The sequence below is a fragment of the Gilvimarinus sp. DA14 genome (assembly GCF_024204685.1).
In the GTDB taxonomy this organism is placed as follows: domain Bacteria; phylum Pseudomonadota; class Gammaproteobacteria; order Pseudomonadales; family Cellvibrionaceae; genus Gilvimarinus.
The window spans coordinates 630,810-649,720 of record NZ_CP100350.1; the positions used below are offsets into that span (position 1 = coordinate 630,810).

Here is an 18,911-nt window from a genome sequence, read left to right on the forward strand (position 1 = left end):
TTTATCGTCAAGCAAACCCCTGACTCTGGCAAGGTTATTCGCTGTCATCGAAAGTATAGATCACCGGACTAAAACGAAAACAGCCAGCGCTGAGGCTGGCTGTTGGAGGGAGCGAGGAGAGCTTGTTAGTACGACGGTAAGGGGATATCCGCAAACAGCTCTTCAAGCTCGACGCGCGAATGACAAGCGTAGGCCTGATCGATGACCTCACGGGTTAGGTGGGGTGCGAACTGCTGAATAAAGTCGTACATAAAGCCTCGGAGGAAAGTACCGCGGCGAAAACCGATTTTGGTAATACTGGTATCGAACAAGTGGCTCGCATCCAGCGCTACCAAGTCATCGTCCAGCTCCTCATCGAAAGCCATGTGGGCAATAATGCCAATACCGAGGCCCAGGCGCACGTAGGTTTTTATGACATCGGCATCGGCAGCGGTAAACACCACCTTAGGGGCCAGGCCTTTGCTGATAAATGCCTCGTCGAGCTTAGAGCGTCCGGTAAAACCAAACACATAGGTAACAATGGGGTGTTTGGCCACCTCCTCCAGGGTGAGCTCGGGCAAATTAGCCAAGGGGTGGCTTTTCGGTACCACGATGCAGCGATTCCAGCGATAGCAAGGCATCATTACCAGATCGCTGAACAGCTCAAGCGCCTCGGTAGCGATGGCAAAATCTACCGTACCGTCGGCTGCCATCTCGGATATCTGCATGGGTGTACCCTGGTGCATATGCAGCGACACCTCGGGATACTGCTCAATAAAGCCTTCAATCACCTTAGGCAGCGCATAGCGCGCCTGTGTATGGGTGGTGGCAATCGACAGACTGCCCTTGCGCTCATTACTGAACTCCTGGGCAACCTGTTTAATGCTCTCGACTTTGCGCAGAATCTCGCCCGCGGTTTTCAGGATTGCCTCACCCGCAGGGGTAATTCGAGTCAGGTGCTTGCCACTGCGGGAAAAGATCTCCACACCCAGCTCATCTTCCAAGAGGCGGATCTGTTTACTGATGCCCGGCTGAGATGTGTACAAGCTCTGCGCCGTCGCGGATACATTCAGGTCGTGGTGCGCCACTTCCCATATATACCGGAGTTGTTGCAGCTTCATAAGCCCTCCAAATGGCCATTGAATTTCGTGTTATAAAAATATAGTTGATTATTCAGAGCAAGAATAGCCGAATTTCATATATCCACCAAATTAGTGGGATAAGAATCACTTTTAACCAGATTTTGGCTTGAATTCGGGTGAGTTCGCCACCCCGTGAGGGACGTGCCCGCTGGCCACATGCTCACTCGCCGATTCGATATGCGCCTCCTGGTCGTCAAAAAACACATCCGCGCCATAGGCTTTTAAGAAGGCACCTTTGGGTAAGCCACCCAAAAACAGCGATTCGTCAATACGAATTTTCCAGGCCCGCAGGGTGCGAATGACTCGCTCGTGGGCAGGCGCCGAGCGCGCCGTAACCAGTGCGGTGCGTATAGGGCAGTTATCGGCATCGCCAAACTCAGCCTGCAACTTGTGCAGCGCATCCAGAAAAGGCTTGAATGGGCCTCCGGGCAAGGGGGTTTTGGCCGCCGCCTTCTCACTTTCGGTAAACGCTGTGAGCCCCTGGCGCTTAAAAATCTTCTCCGCTTCATCGGAAAACAGCACCGCGTCGCCGTCAAAGGCAAAACGCAGCTCGTTGTCATTATAGTTACGGGTTTTGGGCGCAACCAAGGTGGCGGCCGCTATTCCATGGTCCAGCGCATCGCGAACATCGGACGCTTCGGTGGATAAAAATAAATGACAACCAAACGCACTGGCATAGCGATACGGGCTTTGGCCACCGCAAAAAGCCGCGCGGGTGATGTTCAGCTGGTAATGCTCGATGGAGTTAAACACCCTGAGGCCTGTGTCGGCGCTGTTGCGCGACAACAGAATGATTTCAACCCGCGGATCGCCCTGCTGCGAATCGTTCAGGCTCAGCAGTTTTTTGACCATCGGGAAGGCATCGCCGGGCTCCAGGGGTTCTTCCTCGTGCTCAATTTGATATTGGGCGTAGGCCTCAAGCCCCTTTTCGGTAAACACTCGATGGCTGTCGTCCAGATTGAACAGTGCCCGCGACGAAATAGCGATTACCAACTTGTCTCCAAATCCGCTTGCCATAATTAGTCCTCAGAGGCTCTTGGTGGCAATTTCGTTGCAGTCAGGCGAGAGACCTGGCGCGCTTTTTATGCGGCTCAACTCATCGCGCATGGCCTGCCCTCTCGTTGCGTCGAATCGACGCCAGCGAGTTAAGGGCGTCATAAGCCGTGCAGCAATTTGTGGGTTTTTCTTGTCCAGCGCAATAATCTGATCGGCTAAAAACCGATAGCCGGCGGCCGGGTCCTGGTCGGTGCCGCCATGAAAATTAACCGGATTGGCGTTACTGAACACGCCGATTACCGAGCGAATCTTGTTCGGGTTGGTGCCATCATAGGCCGGATGGTTGAGCAGCGCCTGCACCCGTGCCAGGCCACCCGGGCTGGCGTTACGTGCCTGCAGCGCCAACCAACTGTTAATGACCAAGGGCTCGTGCTGCCATTTTTGATAAAAGGCTTCCAGCTGCCGTTCGGCGAGTATTTTTACCCCGCTGGCATCGCAGTTGACGAGCGCGGTCAAGGCTGCAAGCTCATCGGTCATATTATTGGCCTGCTCTAACTGCTTCAGGCAAATATCCAGAACCTCTTGATTGGGATTAATCATCAGATAATCCAAGGCCGTGTTGCGAATCAGGCGCGCAGCGATATCTGCAGCCACCGGCCGGTAATCAAGGCTAGGGTCGAACGATTGCGCCCGCTGTAAAAGCTCTGCTTGTAAGTTATCGGCCACGAAAGCGGCTAAAAATCGCCTGGCAGCGTGAATCGCTAGCGGGTCGACCACCTGTTGCTGCTCGGCAATATAACCCTCACTGGGCAGGGTCAGCATATAGCCGAGCATCGCCTGGTCGAGCCCAGACTCTTGCAGCAATTCGCGATAAACCTGCAGCAGCCTTGTATCTGGAGAAAAGTCTTGCAGGTCGCCGCAGTGGTAGGCCTTAAGTGCATCTTCAATCACTGCCAGCGCCAGCTTTTGGCTGGCCTCGTAACGATTAAAGCCGTCGCTGTCATGCAGCGCCAACTTGACCAAATCGTCGCGACTGTACTGATAATTCAGCTTTACCGGCGCAGAAAAACCGCGCAATAGCGAGGGTACCGGTTTCTCGGGTAGGTCGGTAAAGACAAATTGCTGCTCGGCCTGGGTCAGCTCCAATACCCGATGGGTATTGTCAGCGGGCAAGTCCTCAGGTGTTTCATCTTTCAGCTTTAACGCCAGTTCGCCGGCATCGCCCAGCAAGCCCATCGCAATCGGAATATGAAACGGCTGTTTATCACTGCACTCCGGCGTGGGCGGAGTGTACTGGGAAATGCTCAGGGTGTATTCACGGGTATTCTCATCGTAACTATCGCTTACGCTAAGCTCGGGTGTACCCGCCTGGTTGTACCAGTTTTGGAACAGACTGAAATCGCGACCCGAGACATCGGCCAGCGCCTGCACGAAGTCCTCGGTTGTGACCGCCTGCCCGTCGTGGCGCTCGAAGTATAAATCGGTACCTTTGCGGAACAGCGCCGGGCCCAGCAAATTGGCCAGCATGCGCACCACTTCGCAGCCTTTTTCATACACGGTTAAGGTGTAAAAATTGGAGATCTCCATGTAGCTTGCGGGGCGAATGGGGTGCGCCATGGGGCCGGCATCTTCGGCGAACTGGTGCGTACGCAAAATAGCAACGTCCTCAACCCTTTTTACCGTGGGTGAGCCCATGTCCGCCGAGAACTCAGCGTCGCGGTAAACCGTGAACCCTTCTTTCAGGCTCAACTGAAACCAATCCCGGCAGGTGACGCGGTTGCCGGACCAGTTGTGAAAATATTCGTGCGCTACGACCCCTTCTACTCGTTGAAAGCCAGCGTCTGTGGTGGTTTCACGTTTGGCCAGTACGCAAGAGGTGTTAAAGATATTCAACCCCTTGTTTTCCATGGCGCCCATATTGAAGTCGTCCACCGCGACAATCATAAAAATATCCAGATCATACTCGCGGCCATAAACCTCTTCGTCCCAGCGCATGGCGTTTTTCAGCGAGGTCATGGCGTGATCGCACTTATCCAGATCTTTTGCTTCAACGTAGATTTTAAGCTCTACAGCACGGCCACTGGCGGTGGTAAAAGTATCTTCCACGGCACTTAAATTACCCGCAACCAGAGCAAATAGGTAACAAGGTTTTTTATGCGGATCGTGCCACAGCGCAAAGTGTCGTCCGCCCTCTAGTTCGCCGCTGTCGAGAAGGTTGCCGTTGGAGAGCAGCACCGGGCACTCGGTTTTGTCGGCACTGATACGAGTGGTGAAATCACTCATTACATCGGGCCGATCCAGATAATAGGTGATCTTGCGAAACCCCTCGGCCTCGCATTGGGTGCAGTAAATGGTGCGGGAGCGATAAAGCCCTTCTAATGACGAATTTTGCTCGGGACAAATACGCACCCGTGTTTGCAGCTGAAAGCGCGCCTCTGGATTCAGTAAGACCAGCCCGCCCTCTTCCACACGATACTGCGACGGATCGAGCGGCACGCCATCGACGGCGATATCGAGCAGCTCGAGCTGCTCGCCCGCCAACGCCAGCTCAGCGACCGCTGTGGTACCTGCGCGCACTAAATCGAGCTCTGCCTTTACAAAGGTTTCGCCCCGAAAGATTTCCACATCGAGATAGGTTTTTTCGATCTCGTAGGCCGGCGGTTGGTAATCTTTTAAATACACCGTACCGGGTTGCTGCAAAGATTCAGACATATTCATTGCGGTTACCTCACTGCCACTTCAGTGGCGTTTCAATATCTGAGTCATCGTCGGAGCTGCCACAATGACTGTGGGGCTGGGGTGGGATATAACCCGTGTGCTGCTCGGCCGGCAGGTGCTGATGCTCGTAGGCAATTACCGCCTGCATGCAAAGCTCTCGCTGCTCGCTCGTCAGTACGCGGCCGTCGGGCCATTTACCCAGCTCTACCGCTCGCTTCATGTTGGCGTATATTTCCGGCGTCAGACTCGCCAACAGTTGATTAAAATCACTCATAATACATTCTCAGTTTTACCGGCAAGCCCAAGTTTGCCCAACGCAAATACAGCGCCGCTGATCAAACCACCGAGGTGAGCACCATTGGCCACCCCGCCGGCCATAAAAAAATCCACCACGCCGAGCATACAAATACCCAGCCAGGCGAGCATAAAAATCAGAATACCTTTGGGCACGGCCAGCAGGGGCTCGGGCTTCAACCATTGGCATATACCGATATAGCCGACCATGGCATAAATTACGCCCGACATACCACCAAAAAGGCTTTGCGGTCCGGGCCAGAAATACTGCGCAAGATTACTGGCAACACCGGTTATCACAAAAAATACAACATAGAGGCCAGGCCCCATGCTCCATTCCAGCCGGCGCCCCAGCTCCCAGGTCCACAGTGCATTGAATACAATGTGAAATATTGAAAAATGCAGCAATGCCGGACTCAACAGGCGCCAGAACTGCTGGCTTTGGATTGTATCCTGCAGAGAACCCAGTATTAGCCCCTGCTGGGTCGGAATCACCGGTACAAAGGTGAGTTGCGCGACAAAGGCGCGCAGTGGCGCGAATTCAACACAGGCAAAGCCAAAGATACTGGCGAGAATCAATGCCACCGTAACGGGAGCGCGCACTAGGCTTTGCCAAAACTCCTGCCGCTCGGGGGGCGTCTGTGCCACCGATGCTGAGTCAGAACTTGGTTTGGACGGAACCCGCCCCTCCTCCCAGGCCTGGATAAATTCACTCACAGGCTCCACCAGCTCTGCTTGCGGTACTTGCAAAACTTGCGCGCCAGACAATTCGACAATTCGGTGAGGAATTCCCCGCTCGGCCAAAGCCGCATTCAGGGGGGCTAAATCATGCTGCAGGGAAAACTGCTTGACGTTACTCCAGGACACTCAGGCTCCAGCATCAATAATCTATACATCCAGGGCTTGGCGCCCTAGGGATCGACATACACCCAGACAAAGTTATCTGGACTAAGGCGTGGCTTGCCGTCGTGACGGTAGGCGACCAACCGGCCAAACCTCACGGCGCCGTAATCCAGACAAGCGATATTGGGGGCGACTGGAGAGGGCTTGCCACTCAGCCAATAGTGCCCCAAAAACAGCGGCGGCTGGCGGCTATCATACACCACCAATCGCGGGTTTAGGGCCGGATCGAGCGGCAAGCTGCCAAGATCGGGGGGAAGCGGATCGGGCTGAAACGCCAAGTCGGCATAAGACTCAGGCACAGGAGGCCAGAATCGTGCACGAAAACTGGTCCGCTGACAGCCATCGGCTGACAGCATGCTCGCTTGATTAGGCAGCGGCAGATCGATTCCGGAGGTGAGGCGCTTGATAGCCCGCGCCTCATCACTGCCGGGATCAGCCAGGGCCCGCCACTGATCGGTGGAAATCCAATCGCTATCACGCTTCTCAATAATCTGTGCATCCCAGCAGGCGTGTACCACCCGCATATGCTCATTCGCCAAATATAGCGGTAGCCGCGATATCCATTGCAAATGATCGCGCCAGTCGTCGCTGTGGTTGGCAAACTGCTCCAGGGTTTCAGCCACAATGGCGGTGTTGCGAGGCGTGTGGGGCCGCAGATAATTGCCGGGGGCCGTCGGATGCGCAGTGCAATAACAGTAGGCATGCACCTCGTGATTGCCCAGGATCAGGTAGGCAGCCCCCGCTTCTACCATGTCCCGCACCAGCGCCAGGGCTTCGCGGATACGAGGGCCGCGATCGACGATATCGCCGACGAAAACGACTTTGCGGCTTCGGTGGCGGTAGACACCCTGCTGCTTGCTGTAGCCCAACTTTATTAACAAGCGCTCGAGCGTTAGCGCACAGCCGTGAATATCGCCAATGATATCAACCCTGGCGGCATCATGATCGAGGTTGTACAACACCTGTTGAGTCATGACTTATCCAGCAGGTGTCCTCCCCAACCGAGCTTAGAGCGGCAGCGCTCGTAAAAATTATGGTTCAAAGGGTGGATCAATTGCAGACGCTGGGGTTTCTTACGGATGATAATCTGGTCGCCGCCGCACACCGAATCGTGAGTCTGACCATCACAGGTAACCTGGGGCACGGCGTTATTGCCCTCACCCACAAATATGCGAACCACGCTGTCACCGGCTACCACCATCGGACGACTGCTGAGGGTATGCGGATTCATAGGGACCAGCACCAGGGCATCGAGCTTGGGGTGCATAATCGGGCCGCCGCCACTCAGCGCGTAGGCCGTCGAGCCCGTGGGGGTGGAGACGATCATGCCGTCAGAGCGCTGTGAGGTTACAAAATGATCGTCCACATAGAGCTCAAACTCCAACATGCGGATAAACTCACCTGGATGCAGCACAACATCATTCAGGGCGTCACCGGTGCAGACGATCTCACCGTCTCGCTCTACACTCATATCCAGCAAAAAACGGCTCTCGCTGGTGAACTCGCCCGCCAGTACTTCAGCGACCTTTTGCTCGATGTCCTCTGGCACAATGTCGGTGAGAAACCCGAGCCTGCCGCGATTGATACCGAGCAGCGGCACATTGTAGTGCACCAGGTCACGAGCGCCGCTAAGCAAGCTACCGTCGCCGCCAATCACAATAGCCAGGTCACACCCGGTGCCCAGCTTATCCATGGTCGCGATAACGGCCTGCGGATAGCGCCGCGCAGCGTCGATGATCTCGGCGGTGCGCGCCTCAATTACAATTTGAAGCTGGCGCGAGCTGAGAAAACCAATCAACCGGTCGACACTGTACTTGGCCCGCTCGTTGTCCAGCCGGCCGATCAGGCCGATGGTGGCAAACTGTGTCATGATGGTCCTTTCGCAATGCAACAGGCCGCCATTATGCCTAACAGCCAGGCAAACGCCAATGACACCCGCTAACAATTGCGCACTGCAGTCGCTGCTGCCTCAACTGCGCTGTCGCCAGGTGCGCGAGCTGGCCTACGCCTGCTTTGGGCCGTCCCTTATGAGCTCACTAGGCGATGCTTCGGGCTGCTACGAGGCGGTGCTTGATAAATGTGCTGTCGAGAAGCTACTGGCGCTCGATCGCGACCCAAAGCCACTGCTGCACTTTATTGCCCAGGTGAGCAGCACCCGCCTCGGTGTATATTTTGAAACCCTGTGGCGTTTTTACTGGCTCACGTTTAGCGATGAACGGCTACTCGGTCACAATATTCAAGTAACTCGCACTGGCAAAACCCTGGGGGCGTTTGATTTTATTGTGCGCGCGAATCAGCAGCTGTCGCATATTGAAGCAGCGCTTAAGTTCTATCTTGGGTTCGGCTCAGATTTAACTCTGGCAGAGCAATGGCTGGGGCCGAACGCCAGCGATAACCTGGGCAAAAAGCTTCATCACATGCGCACCCACCAACTGCGCCTGGGCGAGAGCAACGAGGGGAAAGCATCCGTACAACTGCTGGCAAATTCGAGTATCAGCAGAACGCAATTTTTGCTAAAGGGATATTTATTTGCCCCCGCCCATGGCGCACCAGAGCTACCCCCGGGGGTCAGCTCTGAAGCGGTCCAGGGCCGCTGGTATTATTTAGATCAGTTGACTTACCACGTCACCCCAACGTTACCAACCGCTTACACAATTGTGCCTCGCAATCACTGGGTGGCACCTGTAATTCACCACAGGGCCCTGCAGCCTTTGAACAATCTTCAACTGTTGCGGGCGCTTAAAAGCCAGCTCACGCGCTTAGGCAAACCAAAAATGGTGGCCAAACTTGTTCAAATGGAAAATGGGGTATGGTACGAGTGGGAAAGATTTTTTGTAGTACCCGATCAATGGCCAGGCACCGCAAGTCCATCCCTTAACACATAGTTCTTATCCGTTTCCAAATAGCGATCGAAATCGGCGCGGTTAAAAAGCTCACTGCCATCGGCGAGCACTTTCACGTTAAAACCCTGTTCTCGCAGTAAGTGAGTGGCGGCGGTACTGCGCCGCCCGGTATCGCAATAACATATATAATCGACCCCCAAACGCAGCAGGCGCGATTTAATACCCAACAAGTGCAAGGGAATGTTAACCGCACCGGGTAAATGCCCCAGGGCATATTCTTCATCGGAGCGTACATCGACAATACTGGAGCTGGTCAAATCTCTTTGCTGTAGATGACTCAAGGTCGTAGACGGCACCTGCGCGCTGCGCAGCAAGCGAAAAAATCCCTGCTTGGGTAAACTCATTAAAACGCCATCGGTGAGCATACTGACCGTGGCGTTGCGTGGTGCATCGTTAACGAGCGCATCTTCGCCAAAGCACCGACCCGCCTCTATGAGCGCCACCTGCTCAATACCGGTTGCCCCTTGGCGGGTTACCTCGGCGCGTCCCTCTTTAATAAAAAAACACTTATCGCCTATTTCACCCTGGCGAATAATCACCTCACCAGCATCGACAACCTGAGCTGTCATTTCAGAGAAAATTTCCTCCACATTGAGCGGTGGCACTTTGTAAAACAAATTCGAATGCAATACCTGCATCATCCACTGCACGTCCTCATCCATATCGCGGTCGCGGGCAATAACACTGTGCAGATAATCTGCCACTTGACTCCAGGTAAGCAGCTTGTCCAGCTCTTCGCTGCGCAGCCGTAAAATGGCGCAATCGGTTGCCGCTGTGGCTTGAAAGCGCCGCGGCTTGTGATGCTTAAGCGGCATTATTTCGGATCGCCCTTTGAGCAGGGTTTCTCTGCCCTCGGCGTCCTCCAGTAATAAATCCCCGTAAAGTAGGTACAAGTGGCACTGATCGACCGAGCCACGATTAAACAGTACCTGCCCAGGGTATAGATACTCAGCCTTTGCCGATTGCAACAGGACATCCAGATGCTCTGGACTCATATCTTTGAGAGGCACCAACGATTTGGCTTGTTGCAAATCGATAGACACATCCAGATGTGGTGGTTTTATTATTTGCTCCATGATCACTACTCAACAACAAAGAGAATAGGTTGGCTCGGGCCACTTTATTTGCGCAGCAAAGCCACGCCGCCCCTGCAGACCGCCGCTGTGCACAACAATAATTCGCGAATTGCGTGGCCAGTAGCCCTGCGCTGCCAGCGACTCCACAGCGTAAAGCGCTTTTACCGTGTACACCGGGTCTAAGGGAATCTGGTGTTTTAGCTCAAAATCTCGCCAAAACTTCACCATTGGCTCGGGCAGCGCGCGACCATAGCCATTGCCAGCAAAACCCCACAGCAAACGCCAGTTACCCGCACCCATCGCCCTGCCTATGGCACTCGACCCAGCTGGCGCCTTTAATACGCTGACGCCCACACAACTAATACTGGGCGGCAGCGCCTGTGCAACACCTTTTAAAGTGCCCCCGGTGCCGACCGCCATACAGACAAACTCAGGCCTGGACGAGCCAAGCTTGGCGCCAATGGCTTGGCCAAGCACCGCGGCACCTTTCTCGCCGGCGCCGTTAGCGCCACCTTCAGGAATATAGTAATCGCCAGCGCCAAGATCATTCGGGCCCTGCTGACAAATACTCCGGTAATGATCGCGACTGACAAAAACCAGCTCCATCCCCACGCGCTCAGCATCCTGCAGGGTTTGACTAAGCTTACCGGGGCGCTCACCCCGAACCAGCGCTCGCGACAAGAAGCCGGCGTTACGCGCGGTGTGAGCCAGCGCGTAGAGGTGATTAGACCAGGCGCCGCCCGCCGTTACCAGTCGGGTAGCACCCGCTCGCTGAGCGGCTTTGAGGTTGTAAAACAGCTTGTAGAATTTATTGCCGCTGGCGTGTGGGTCGATTAAGTCATCGCGCCTGAGCAACACCTCTACCCCGCCTTTATCGCAGGCGGGTAACTCCAGGCGATGGTAGGGAACCTGCAGGGCGCGCCGCAGCAATTCTGTTTCGCTCTCGCAGGCACCCATCAGCTGCGTCCCGCCACGTAATTTGAGTTCTGGCTGCGGTGGTGTTCGCAGCGGTTGCTTTCACCGTCGTGAAAATCGGCCGGCTCAAGCACACGTTTCACGCCCTGACCACACTCTTCACCATCGCTGTTCACCGCCGTGCAGTATGGCGAATGGTGATGATCCAGCCAGAGCTTGTACGACTGCAAACTCAGGCCAGTGCGCTCGGCGGCAAACGCCACGGGGTCTGCCATATAATCCGGCACTTCGTCGGCGCTCAGAGTGAGTTGCCCGCAACCAGGGGCAAACACCACAAAGCTGATACCCGCCTTTTTCATCGGCGCTAACAACTGTACTGCGCCATGATTGAGCAGAGAGTCCCGCTCGCGCTGCAACACAGCCAGCTCTTCGCGCAAACTTTCCTCTTGCTGTTGGCGGTAGAATAGCTCCATTTCACGCATATCCAGCAGTTGCTGCATGTGCTCGGTTGACTCTTCCAGTTTCGCTTGCAGCTGTTCGGCAAATCCCGCCTCGAGCGCTTCAATTTCGGCGCCGCCATCTTGTTGCAGCGCGCGCAGTTTGTGTTCGTAGTATTCCCGCAACCCTTCTATCTTACCGTCTTTTAACGCCAGCTCGTGCTCGAGCTCTTGAATCCGGCTGCTGGCGTGTTTGACAGCTTCATCGGCATGATCAAGTCTTTGCTGATAGTTATCGAGGCGTATTTGATGCTCGCGTTTAAGGCCGTCGAGCTTTAATGCCATGCGATTTTTGAGCGTATTAATGCGCAGCCGCTGTTCTTTTAAGGTATGCGCCAGCCGGGTGCGCATGGTGGTAGCAAACTCCCGCTCCAGGTTAGCGCGTAAATTTTGCTGATCTGGCGCCGACTCTGTCTCTGCTTCGCGTTCACTGCGGGGAAAAACCAGCCCCAGGCGGTTAGCGGCAATGGCTTTTTTCATCAGCACAAAGCTGTTACGACCAGGCTCCATCACAGGATCCCAGAGCTTGGTTTTTTGCCAATCTATCGGGCATTGGCTGTAACAGGCTAGCGCAATCGGGCCGGCGCCCAGGTCGGGGCCTCGCGCGGCATTGTCCGCCAATGCCTGGAGCGGGACATTCCAGCGTTTGGCGATCATGCCTCCAGCTTCAAATTCAGCGAGAAAAAACACACACGCGGTAATGCGCAGAGACGGGTTAATACGCAGGTAAACCGCCGACATTTGGCGGTGGGCGAACTCCGGAATGGGTACAAAGCCATCCATAATGGCTTCAAACTCCGGGTACTGTAACTCACGGTCTATTTTGCCTTCATCGAAAACGATAACGGCTTCGACATTGATTGCCTGGCTGGACATGGCCGCCCCTTAGCTCTTATCCGTAATTCTGGCATTGCTATAGCGAAGCCAAAGTATAGGGATTTAGCGGTATGAAATCAGCAACTTGCGTAGTGGGGAGGGAAAGATCGATAAAATGTGGGAATCAGTTCAGCTTTTTCGGGATGGGGTTATAACCGTAAGGACTACACCTCTGCGTAGTCCTCACCGGTTTCATCATCTATTTCGTCAAAAGACACATCTAATAGCTCTTCCAGATAATCTTGCATACTCGTTCTCCTTGTTTATATCGCAAGTGGCGCTTTGCCTCTTGCCAGCGTTGTGGAGCGCTGAGTCCAGAATTCCACACCTGTGTGACAGTAATGTGATAATCGGGTTCGCCTAAAGCGCGGATTTTGTGAAGGCAGGCAAGGTTTAGGTACAAAGGGGGTTAGCGACTCGCGCCCGGAAAGAACAACGCACCCTTGGGGCGCCCCCAGGCCATATTGGCACCCCCTCCGAGGGCAAGTAGAAGATCGCTCAAAAATTCATCGCCCCGTCCGTGACCGACTTGGACATTTAAACGGGCATAAAAAAAGGCCCCACAGTGTGGAGCCTTTTCGTAATAGTGGCGGACCGGACGGGAAACACTCGGGCCGTCCTTGGCCCTCGCCCTGCGGACAGCGCATGCGCGCTGTGCAAAATGGCTATCCTGCCATTTTGTCGAACACCGCTTCGCGGGTTCATCGTCCCGTCCGTGACCGACATGGACATTTTAAACAGACATAAAAAAAGCCCCACATTGTGGAGCCTTTTCTGAATAGTGGCGGACCGGACGGGACTCGAACCCGCGACCTCCGGCGTGACAGGCCGGCATTCTAACCAGCTGAACTACCGGTCCGCATTCCTGATTTGGTGGGTGGTACAGGGATCGAACCTGTGACCCTCGCCTTGTAAGGGCGATGCTCTCCCAGCTGAGCTAACCACCCCCCGATCAGGTGGAACGCATTCTACCCAAAAGCTTTCCACTGTCAAACACTATTTCAAAAAAATTTAGCTAAGTGTTTAACTTATATACATTTATTGCGAATGTTGGGCAGTTTGTACAGCTTCTGATCCACCTCTCTTTATCTGCCATATTGCCACCGGTTATCGACGGGCTCAGTTCGGTGCTAGACTTTGACGCTTTGACGATATTCAGCGTAATTACGAAATGCAGTTAATCGCAGCTCTAACTTCAATTTTAATCCTGCTGGCGCAGCCTGTGTGGGCCGACACCACCGCGGTGTCTGAGCGAGATTGGCTGTGGGTTACCATTATTATTCTGCTGTTACTGCAGTCAGGGCTGATTATCGGTATGCAACGCAGCCGCCTGAAGCTCAAGCACGCGCGCCAGGCACTGTTTGAATCGCAAAAAGAGCTGGAGGCCAAGGTGAGCGACCGCACCGAGTCTCTGCACCGTACTAATGATCAGCTCTACGAGGAAATTGGACGCCACGAAGCCACCGAGCTGCTGCTACGTGAAACCCAGGAATACTTGCACAGTATTATTAACTCTATGCCCTCGGTCATTATCGGGGTCACCCACCGCGGGTTTATCACCCATTGGAACGCTGCGGCGAGCGAAAAGACCGGTATCGAGTCAGCCGATGCGCTCAATAAACACCTGCGTGATGTCTACCCCAGTCTGCCAGTGGACGGCGATATTATCAGCGACACCATTGAGGCGGGCATTCCCTACACCAGTCAAAACATCCAGGAAACTTACGCCGGCGAGCTGCACTACAGTGATCTGACCATCTACCCGCTGATTGCGGTTCAGGCTATTGGGGCCGTTATCCGCATCGACGACGTCACCATGCGGGTAAGGGTAGAAAACATGATGATTCAGAACGAGAAAATGCTGTCTCTGGGGGAGCTTGCCGCCGGTATGGCGCACGAGATCAACAACCCCCTAAGCACCATTTTGCACGGTGTACAAAATATCTACCGCCGAATTTCTCCATCTTTAGCTGCAAATAAAGAGGCGGCACAAAACCATAACCTCTCGCTCGAACAACTGATGGCGTACTTGGACGAGCGAAAAATATCCCAGTTTTTAGAAGATATTCGCGAAGCCGGCGAGCGCTCTGCAGATATTGTTACCAATATGCTGGATTTTTCGCGCTCCAGCGGGCAATCTCAAAGGCTCTTTGATCTCACCCACGTTATCCGCCACGGTGTAGAGCTGCTGGCAGCCGAGCGCGCGCAGCTGCCCGATATTCGCTTAGCGCTGGATAGCGCAGTACCACAAATAATGGGCAGCGCCGCCGAAATCCAGCAAGTGCTCCTTAATTTGGTGCGCAATGCCGCCCAGGCCATAGGCGATGACTTCGATAATTCAGACTGGATCAAAATCACCTTGCGGCAAACCGACGTCGACGCCATCTTGGAAGTCGAAGACAGTGGCCCGGGTATGGCCGAGGAAGTAGCACGACACATATTTGAGCCTTTTTTCACAACCAAAGAGATTGGTCAGGGCACAGGCCTTGGACTTTCGGTATCATATTTTATAGTGACGGAACACCATGGGGGCAGCATTGAAGTATCATCCACCCCCGGTGAAGGAACACGGTTTACGGTGAAACTGCCCAAGCAATCAGCCTCGGCAGGTTCAATTTCTCCACCTCCATTACTTCACTGAGTCGATAAGGGTTCTCTGGCATGTCACTATTTACTCCCCTGCGCCTTGGCGCTTTTTATTTCGCCGCTTGCACCTTGCTTAGCGCCTGCCAAACCAAACCGGTAGTGCCGCCGACCCAGTCCGAATTAGAAAACTATGCGGCCCAGGTTCAGCGCACTGCGGTAAACGATTTAACTGTGATACAGCAATGCGAAAACTTAGGTGGCAGTATTGGCATGCTCGCAGTCACTGCCCGAGACACCTGGGAGTTCAGCAATAGTCATTTACTAGCGGCGGCCGAGTCGCTCCAGGCGCACCAAAGCAAGGACATCGTTCACTGGCAAGACCAAGCCTACTCCCTGCAAACCCTGGCAATGGTGAAAGAGGCAAGTCAAAGCCGCGCCCAAAGCCTGAATCTTTCCCAGCGAGTTCCCAGCGCGCAAAAAGCGACCTGCGAGCGGGAACTGCGGCGTATTGAAACCACCTCCTACGCGGACATTGGCGCTGACCCAAGGCTAAGTCAGGCACTGTTGGCCAGCACCAGCAATACAACAGCAGACTTCGCCGGCGTTACCCAGATAGCCGATCAATTCAGCCCTTGGCCCGAGCCTGGACGCACCTACTTCACCCTCAAACAGTCGATTGATAAGGAATGCGAGGCCAATTCGCGTATAATGCCGCTGGTTAATCGTTGGCCCGACGAGGTCTATGCCTATTTTTGTGGCGACAAACCCATCTCCCTGATCGAGTGCCACTGGGTTGAATGCACCAGCCAGGCAGCCGGTCGCGCTAATTGAGACATTGAATGACACAGGCTTTAAACTCCGAAGCTTACGCAGAGCAGCTGCAGCAAAAAATCCAATATATTGAATCTCTGTTTGCGCAGTTTGCTCTGCCCGCACTCGAGGTGTTCGACTCTCCCGCTAGTGGTTTTCGCATGCGTGCCGAATTTAAAATTTGGCACGAAGGGACGCGCGCCGATTACGCCATGTACCGTCAGGGAGAATACAAAAAGCCCTACACCATTAAGGAGTTTCCACAGGGCTACGCTACCATCGGTAGGTTAATGCCACCGCTGCTAGAGGCAATTAACAACAGCGAACTGCTGCGCCGCAAATTATTCCAAGTGGAGTTTCTCACCACCTTGAGTGGCGAGGCGTTGGTCACTTTGATATACCACAAAAAGCTGGATGAGCAGTGGCGCCTGCAGGCCGAGAGACTACAGCAGCAACTTAACATCAAATTAATAGGACGCAGCCGCAAACAAAAATTGGTATTGAGCGAAGATTTTGTCACAGAAACGCTGAGCGTTAACGACCGCCTGTACCACTACCAACAAATTGAAAGCAGTTTTACACAGCCCAATGCCCGTGTGTGTGAAAAAATGCTCAGCTGGGCGGTAGGAAAAAGCGAAAACCTCGGCGGCGACTTACTAGAACTGTACTGCGGCAACGGCAACTTTACCCTGCCGCTATCGCAAAACTTCAACCGTGTTGTAGCGACTGAACTGGCGAAAAGCTCGGTCAATTCAGCCCAATACAATCTGGCACTTAACCAGATAGACAATGTATCCCTGGCTCGCATGTCCAGTGAAGAATTTTCCCAAGCTCTGGACAAAGTCCGCCCCTTTCGTCGCCTAAGCCACATTGATCTGGATGCCCACAACTTCAGCACCATTTTTGTCGATCCGCCGCGAGCGGGGCTAGATCCGCACACCACTGAAATATGCCAAAGGTTTGAGAACATCCTGTATATATCGTGCAACCCGGATACTCTCAAACGTGACCTCCAGGAGCTGACAAAAAGTCATTCGATTCAGGCTTTTGCACTGTTCGATCAGTTCCCGTTTACCCATCACATTGAATGCGGCGCACTACTGCAACGGCGATAATGTAAAGTTGGGAATAGAGTAAAACTAAAAGCGACGCCCTTTGATTCGCTGTGCAGCATCGAGGACAAACTCACTGTACTTACCCTCGTGCTGCTCGCGTTCTTTATCCAGGGCCAGCTTTTGCTTGGTAGGCAATTTTTTCCAGGCATCCAAAATTGGAATGTGCGCGGTAGCGTCACGCAGCTGATAAAACGCCGAAAACTCCTCGCGCACAGAGTCCTCTACCCCCAAGCTATCGAGCAGAACAGAAACTCGGATACTGGCCTCGGTCAGACTTATCTCATCCGTAACGACGGCCGCGGCAATCACCTGAATACTGTTATTCACCCGCTCGCGCTGTGCTCGCCCCTGCTCTTCCAGTTGTTCGAGCTGACTTTGTTGTCGCCGGCGCAGTTCGCGTAACTTAAGCAGATAGTAGAGAGCCACTACGCTCAGGATAAGCACGATAGCCAGAGCTACTAGCGAAATTACTAACATCAAATTACTCATCGGAAGTATCCACCTCGCTTTGCTCTTCGCCGCCCATATCCAACAGCGCTGGATCTATGGTCTTTTTGGTTTTGGCACCCAGGCGGCGAATGGTGTCCACCCGGCGCAGTAAGTTGCCGCGCCCAGAATGCAGCCGCTTGTGGGTTTTATCATAGGCATCGCGGGTTTTATCCAGTTGTTGGCCCAGCTGATCCAGCGCTTCAAGCACACCCACAAACTGATCGTGCAAACCACCCGCGTCTTTGGCGATCCGCTCAGCGTTGCGGTTTTGCTTTTCATAGCGCCAAATGTTTTCCACTGTACGCAAAATCGCCAGCAAGGTTGTTGGACTGGCGAGGATAATCTGGCGGTCGTACGCATCTTTGTACAGATTGGCATCGTGCTGCAGCGCAAGCATAAAAGCAGCTTCAATAGGAACAAAAATAAAGACAAAATCTAAGGCGCGCAGGCCAGGAAGATTCTCATAGTCCTTCGCACTTAAGCCTTTAATATGGTTGCGCACCGACTGGATATGAGCCTGCAAATATTTTTGTCGCTCACCTTCATCATCGCTGCTGCAGTAGCGCTCGTAATCAGTCAACGATACTTTGGCATCAATAACAATGTCCTTACCCTCGGGGAGTCTCACCACCACATCTGGCATCCGCCTAGCGCCGGTTTCACTGGTAAAGCTCAGCTGGGTTTCGTATTCGCGCCCTTTTTGTAATCCAGATTGTTCCAGCAAACGCTCTAGCACGATTTCACCCCAGCCACCCTGAGCCTTACTATTGCCCTTCAGTGCCTGGGCTAAATTGACGGCATCTTCGCCAATTTTATGGGCCTGTTTTTGCAACTCTTGAATCTGTCCGGACAGGCGGTTGCGCTCGGCATTTTCCTTCTCGTATACATCTTCAACCTTTTTGCGAAAGTCGGACAGTTGCGCTTTGAAGGGTGAGAGCGCGCCCTCCAATAGACTTTGGCTTGTGCTATTAAACTGTGCGCTTTTTTGTTCAAACAGTTTGTTGGCGGTAAGCTCAAACTCTTTCTTTAGCTCTTGCCGGGTCTGCTCCAGCAAGCTTTCCTGAGCTTTTAGTTTATCTCTTTCCGCCTCAAGCTGAGTGCTCAACTGCGAGCGCTGTTCACTCAAGCGAACAACCTGCGATTCCAACGCCTGCTGTTCTGACTTTAATGTTTCAAAATGGGTCAAGCGCTCCTTGAGACCAGAATTGAGCGACATCTGCTCGGATAGTTTGCGATTGAGCTCGTCCCGACTTTGCTCTAGCCGGGTAATATTCAGCTTTTGCTCCTGTAGCTCTGTCTCAGAGTGATCCAGCTGCGCTTCAAGCTGAGTTTTTTGCAGCTTGTGTTGATGCGCTTGATCCGTCAGCGCAGTATTCATTTCTGTCTCGCGCGCTCGCAGTTTGAATGCCGCATACACGGACACAACCAGTGCGCCCAACAAAGCGCTTGCCGCCGCTATCGATAACAGCGCAAGTGTCGATAGCGCTAATAACTCTTGAATCATTTTATTGTCCACTTGTGTGAGGCTTCACTTGGCTGTCGCCTCATCGATATACTAGAATCAGGCCTTGGGTGTGCCGCAGGCCAATGGTCTGTATGAGGCCTTGGCTAA

General features: G+C 53.7%; 16 protein-coding genes and 2 tRNA genes. 4 read left to right on the forward strand and 14 right to left on the reverse strand.

Going from position 1 to position 18,911, the window contains the following annotated elements:
- Positions 1-125: 125 nt before the first annotated feature.
- From cysB to NHM04_RS02635, 7 genes are all read right to left on the reverse strand, one after another.
- Positions 126-1,100 (reverse strand): HTH-type transcriptional regulator CysB, encoded by a 975-nt coding sequence (cysB, locus tag NHM04_RS02605; protein WP_254265499.1) that lies wholly within the window; start codon positions 1,098-1,100, stop codon positions 126-128.
- Positions 1,101-1,211: 111 nt separating this feature from the next.
- A complete protein-coding gene (locus NHM04_RS02610; RefSeq protein ID WP_254265500.1) occupies positions 1,212-2,138 on the reverse strand; it encodes a 5'-nucleotidase in 927 nt (308 codons plus the stop codon).
- A 9-nt stretch (positions 2,139-2,147) separates the two neighbouring features.
- Positions 2,148-4,829 (reverse strand): aminopeptidase N, encoded by a 2,682-nt coding sequence (gene pepN / locus NHM04_RS02615; RefSeq protein WP_254266674.1) that lies wholly within the window; start codon positions 4,827-4,829, stop codon positions 2,148-2,150.
- A gap of 16 nt (positions 4,830-4,845) precedes the next feature.
- Positions 4,846-5,109 (reverse strand): YeaC family protein, encoded by a 264-nt coding sequence (locus tag NHM04_RS02620; RefSeq protein ID WP_254265501.1) that lies wholly within the window; start codon positions 5,107-5,109, stop codon positions 4,846-4,848.
- Positions 5,106-5,996 (reverse strand): rhomboid family intramembrane serine protease, encoded by an 891-nt coding sequence (locus tag NHM04_RS02625; RefSeq protein WP_254265502.1) that lies wholly within the window; start codon positions 5,994-5,996, stop codon positions 5,106-5,108. Before NHM04_RS02625 ends, NHM04_RS02620 begins: the two co-directional genes overlap by 4 nt.
- A 44-nt stretch (positions 5,997-6,040) precedes the next feature.
- Positions 6,041-7,006, reverse strand: a complete 966-nt coding sequence (locus NHM04_RS02630; RefSeq protein WP_254265503.1) for a metallophosphoesterase — start codon at positions 7,004-7,006, stop codon at positions 6,041-6,043.
- Positions 7,003-7,902, reverse strand: coding sequence for an NAD(+) kinase (locus tag NHM04_RS02635; protein ID WP_254265504.1), 900 nt, complete (start codon positions 7,900-7,902; stop codon positions 7,003-7,005). Before NHM04_RS02635 ends, NHM04_RS02630 begins: the two co-directional genes overlap by 4 nt.
- Before the next feature lie 58 nt (positions 7,903-7,960).
- Between NHM04_RS02635 and NHM04_RS02640 the strand changes: the two genes are divergently transcribed.
- Entirely contained in the window at positions 7,961-8,917 is a 957-nt protein-coding gene (locus NHM04_RS02640) for a DUF1853 family protein (protein ID WP_254265505.1), read from the forward strand.
- On the opposite strand, the gene NHM04_RS02645 is transcribed toward NHM04_RS02640, so the two are convergent.
- The 5 genes from NHM04_RS02645 to NHM04_RS02665 all read right to left on the reverse strand — a co-directional run bounded on the left by NHM04_RS02645 (position 8,878) and on the right by NHM04_RS02665 (position 13,246).
- Positions 8,878-10,011 carry a cyclic nucleotide-binding domain-containing protein gene (locus tag NHM04_RS02645; protein WP_254265506.1) on the reverse strand — a complete coding sequence of 378 codons (1,134 nt, stop codon included), beginning with the start codon at positions 10,009-10,011 and terminating at the stop codon, positions 8,878-8,880. The two genes, NHM04_RS02640 and NHM04_RS02645, sit on opposite strands and share 40 nt — an antisense overlap.
- Positions 10,012-10,020: 9 nt before the next feature.
- Positions 10,021-10,968, reverse strand: a complete 948-nt coding sequence (locus NHM04_RS02650; protein WP_254265507.1) for a 1-aminocyclopropane-1-carboxylate deaminase/D-cysteine desulfhydrase — start codon at positions 10,966-10,968, stop codon at positions 10,021-10,023.
- Complete coding sequence (locus NHM04_RS02655; RefSeq protein WP_254265508.1) at positions 10,968-12,299, reverse strand: hypothetical protein; 1,332 nt, start codon at positions 12,297-12,299, stop codon at positions 10,968-10,970. Before NHM04_RS02655 ends, NHM04_RS02650 begins: the two co-directional genes overlap by 1 nt.
- Before the next feature lie 782 nt (positions 12,300-13,081).
- Positions 13,082-13,158, reverse strand: a tRNA-Asp gene (locus tag NHM04_RS02660).
- A 12-nt stretch (positions 13,159-13,170) separates the two neighbouring features.
- Positions 13,171-13,246 (reverse strand) — tRNA-Val (locus tag NHM04_RS02665).
- Between the two features lie 224 nt (positions 13,247-13,470).
- Here NHM04_RS02665 and NHM04_RS02670 point away from each other — a divergent pair.
- From NHM04_RS02670 to trmA, 3 genes are read left to right on the forward strand one after another with little or no spacing between them, the layout of a single operon-like run.
- Complete coding sequence (locus tag NHM04_RS02670; protein WP_254265509.1) at positions 13,471-14,940, forward strand: nitrogen regulation protein NR(II); 1,470 nt, start codon at positions 13,471-13,473, stop codon at positions 14,938-14,940.
- Between the two features lie 20 nt (positions 14,941-14,960).
- Positions 14,961-15,716 (forward strand): MbeD family mobilization/exclusion protein, encoded by a 756-nt coding sequence (locus NHM04_RS02675; RefSeq protein ID WP_254265510.1) that lies wholly within the window; start codon positions 14,961-14,963, stop codon positions 15,714-15,716.
- A gap of 8 nt (positions 15,717-15,724) precedes the next feature.
- Positions 15,725-16,810, forward strand: a complete 1,086-nt coding sequence (gene trmA, locus NHM04_RS02680; RefSeq protein WP_254265511.1) for a tRNA (uridine(54)-C5)-methyltransferase TrmA — start codon at positions 15,725-15,727, stop codon at positions 16,808-16,810.
- Between the two features lie 24 nt (positions 16,811-16,834).
- Here trmA and NHM04_RS02685 read toward each other — a convergent pair whose 3' ends face one another.
- Positions 16,835-17,299, reverse strand: coding sequence for a DUF2489 domain-containing protein (locus NHM04_RS02685; RefSeq protein WP_254265512.1), 465 nt, complete (start codon positions 17,297-17,299; stop codon positions 16,835-16,837).
- Positions 17,292-18,803 (reverse strand): DNA recombination protein RmuC, encoded by a 1,512-nt coding sequence (gene rmuC / locus NHM04_RS02690; RefSeq protein ID WP_254265513.1) that lies wholly within the window; start codon positions 18,801-18,803, stop codon positions 17,292-17,294. Before rmuC ends, NHM04_RS02685 begins: the two co-directional genes overlap by 8 nt.
- Positions 18,804-18,911 lie beyond the last annotated feature (108 nt).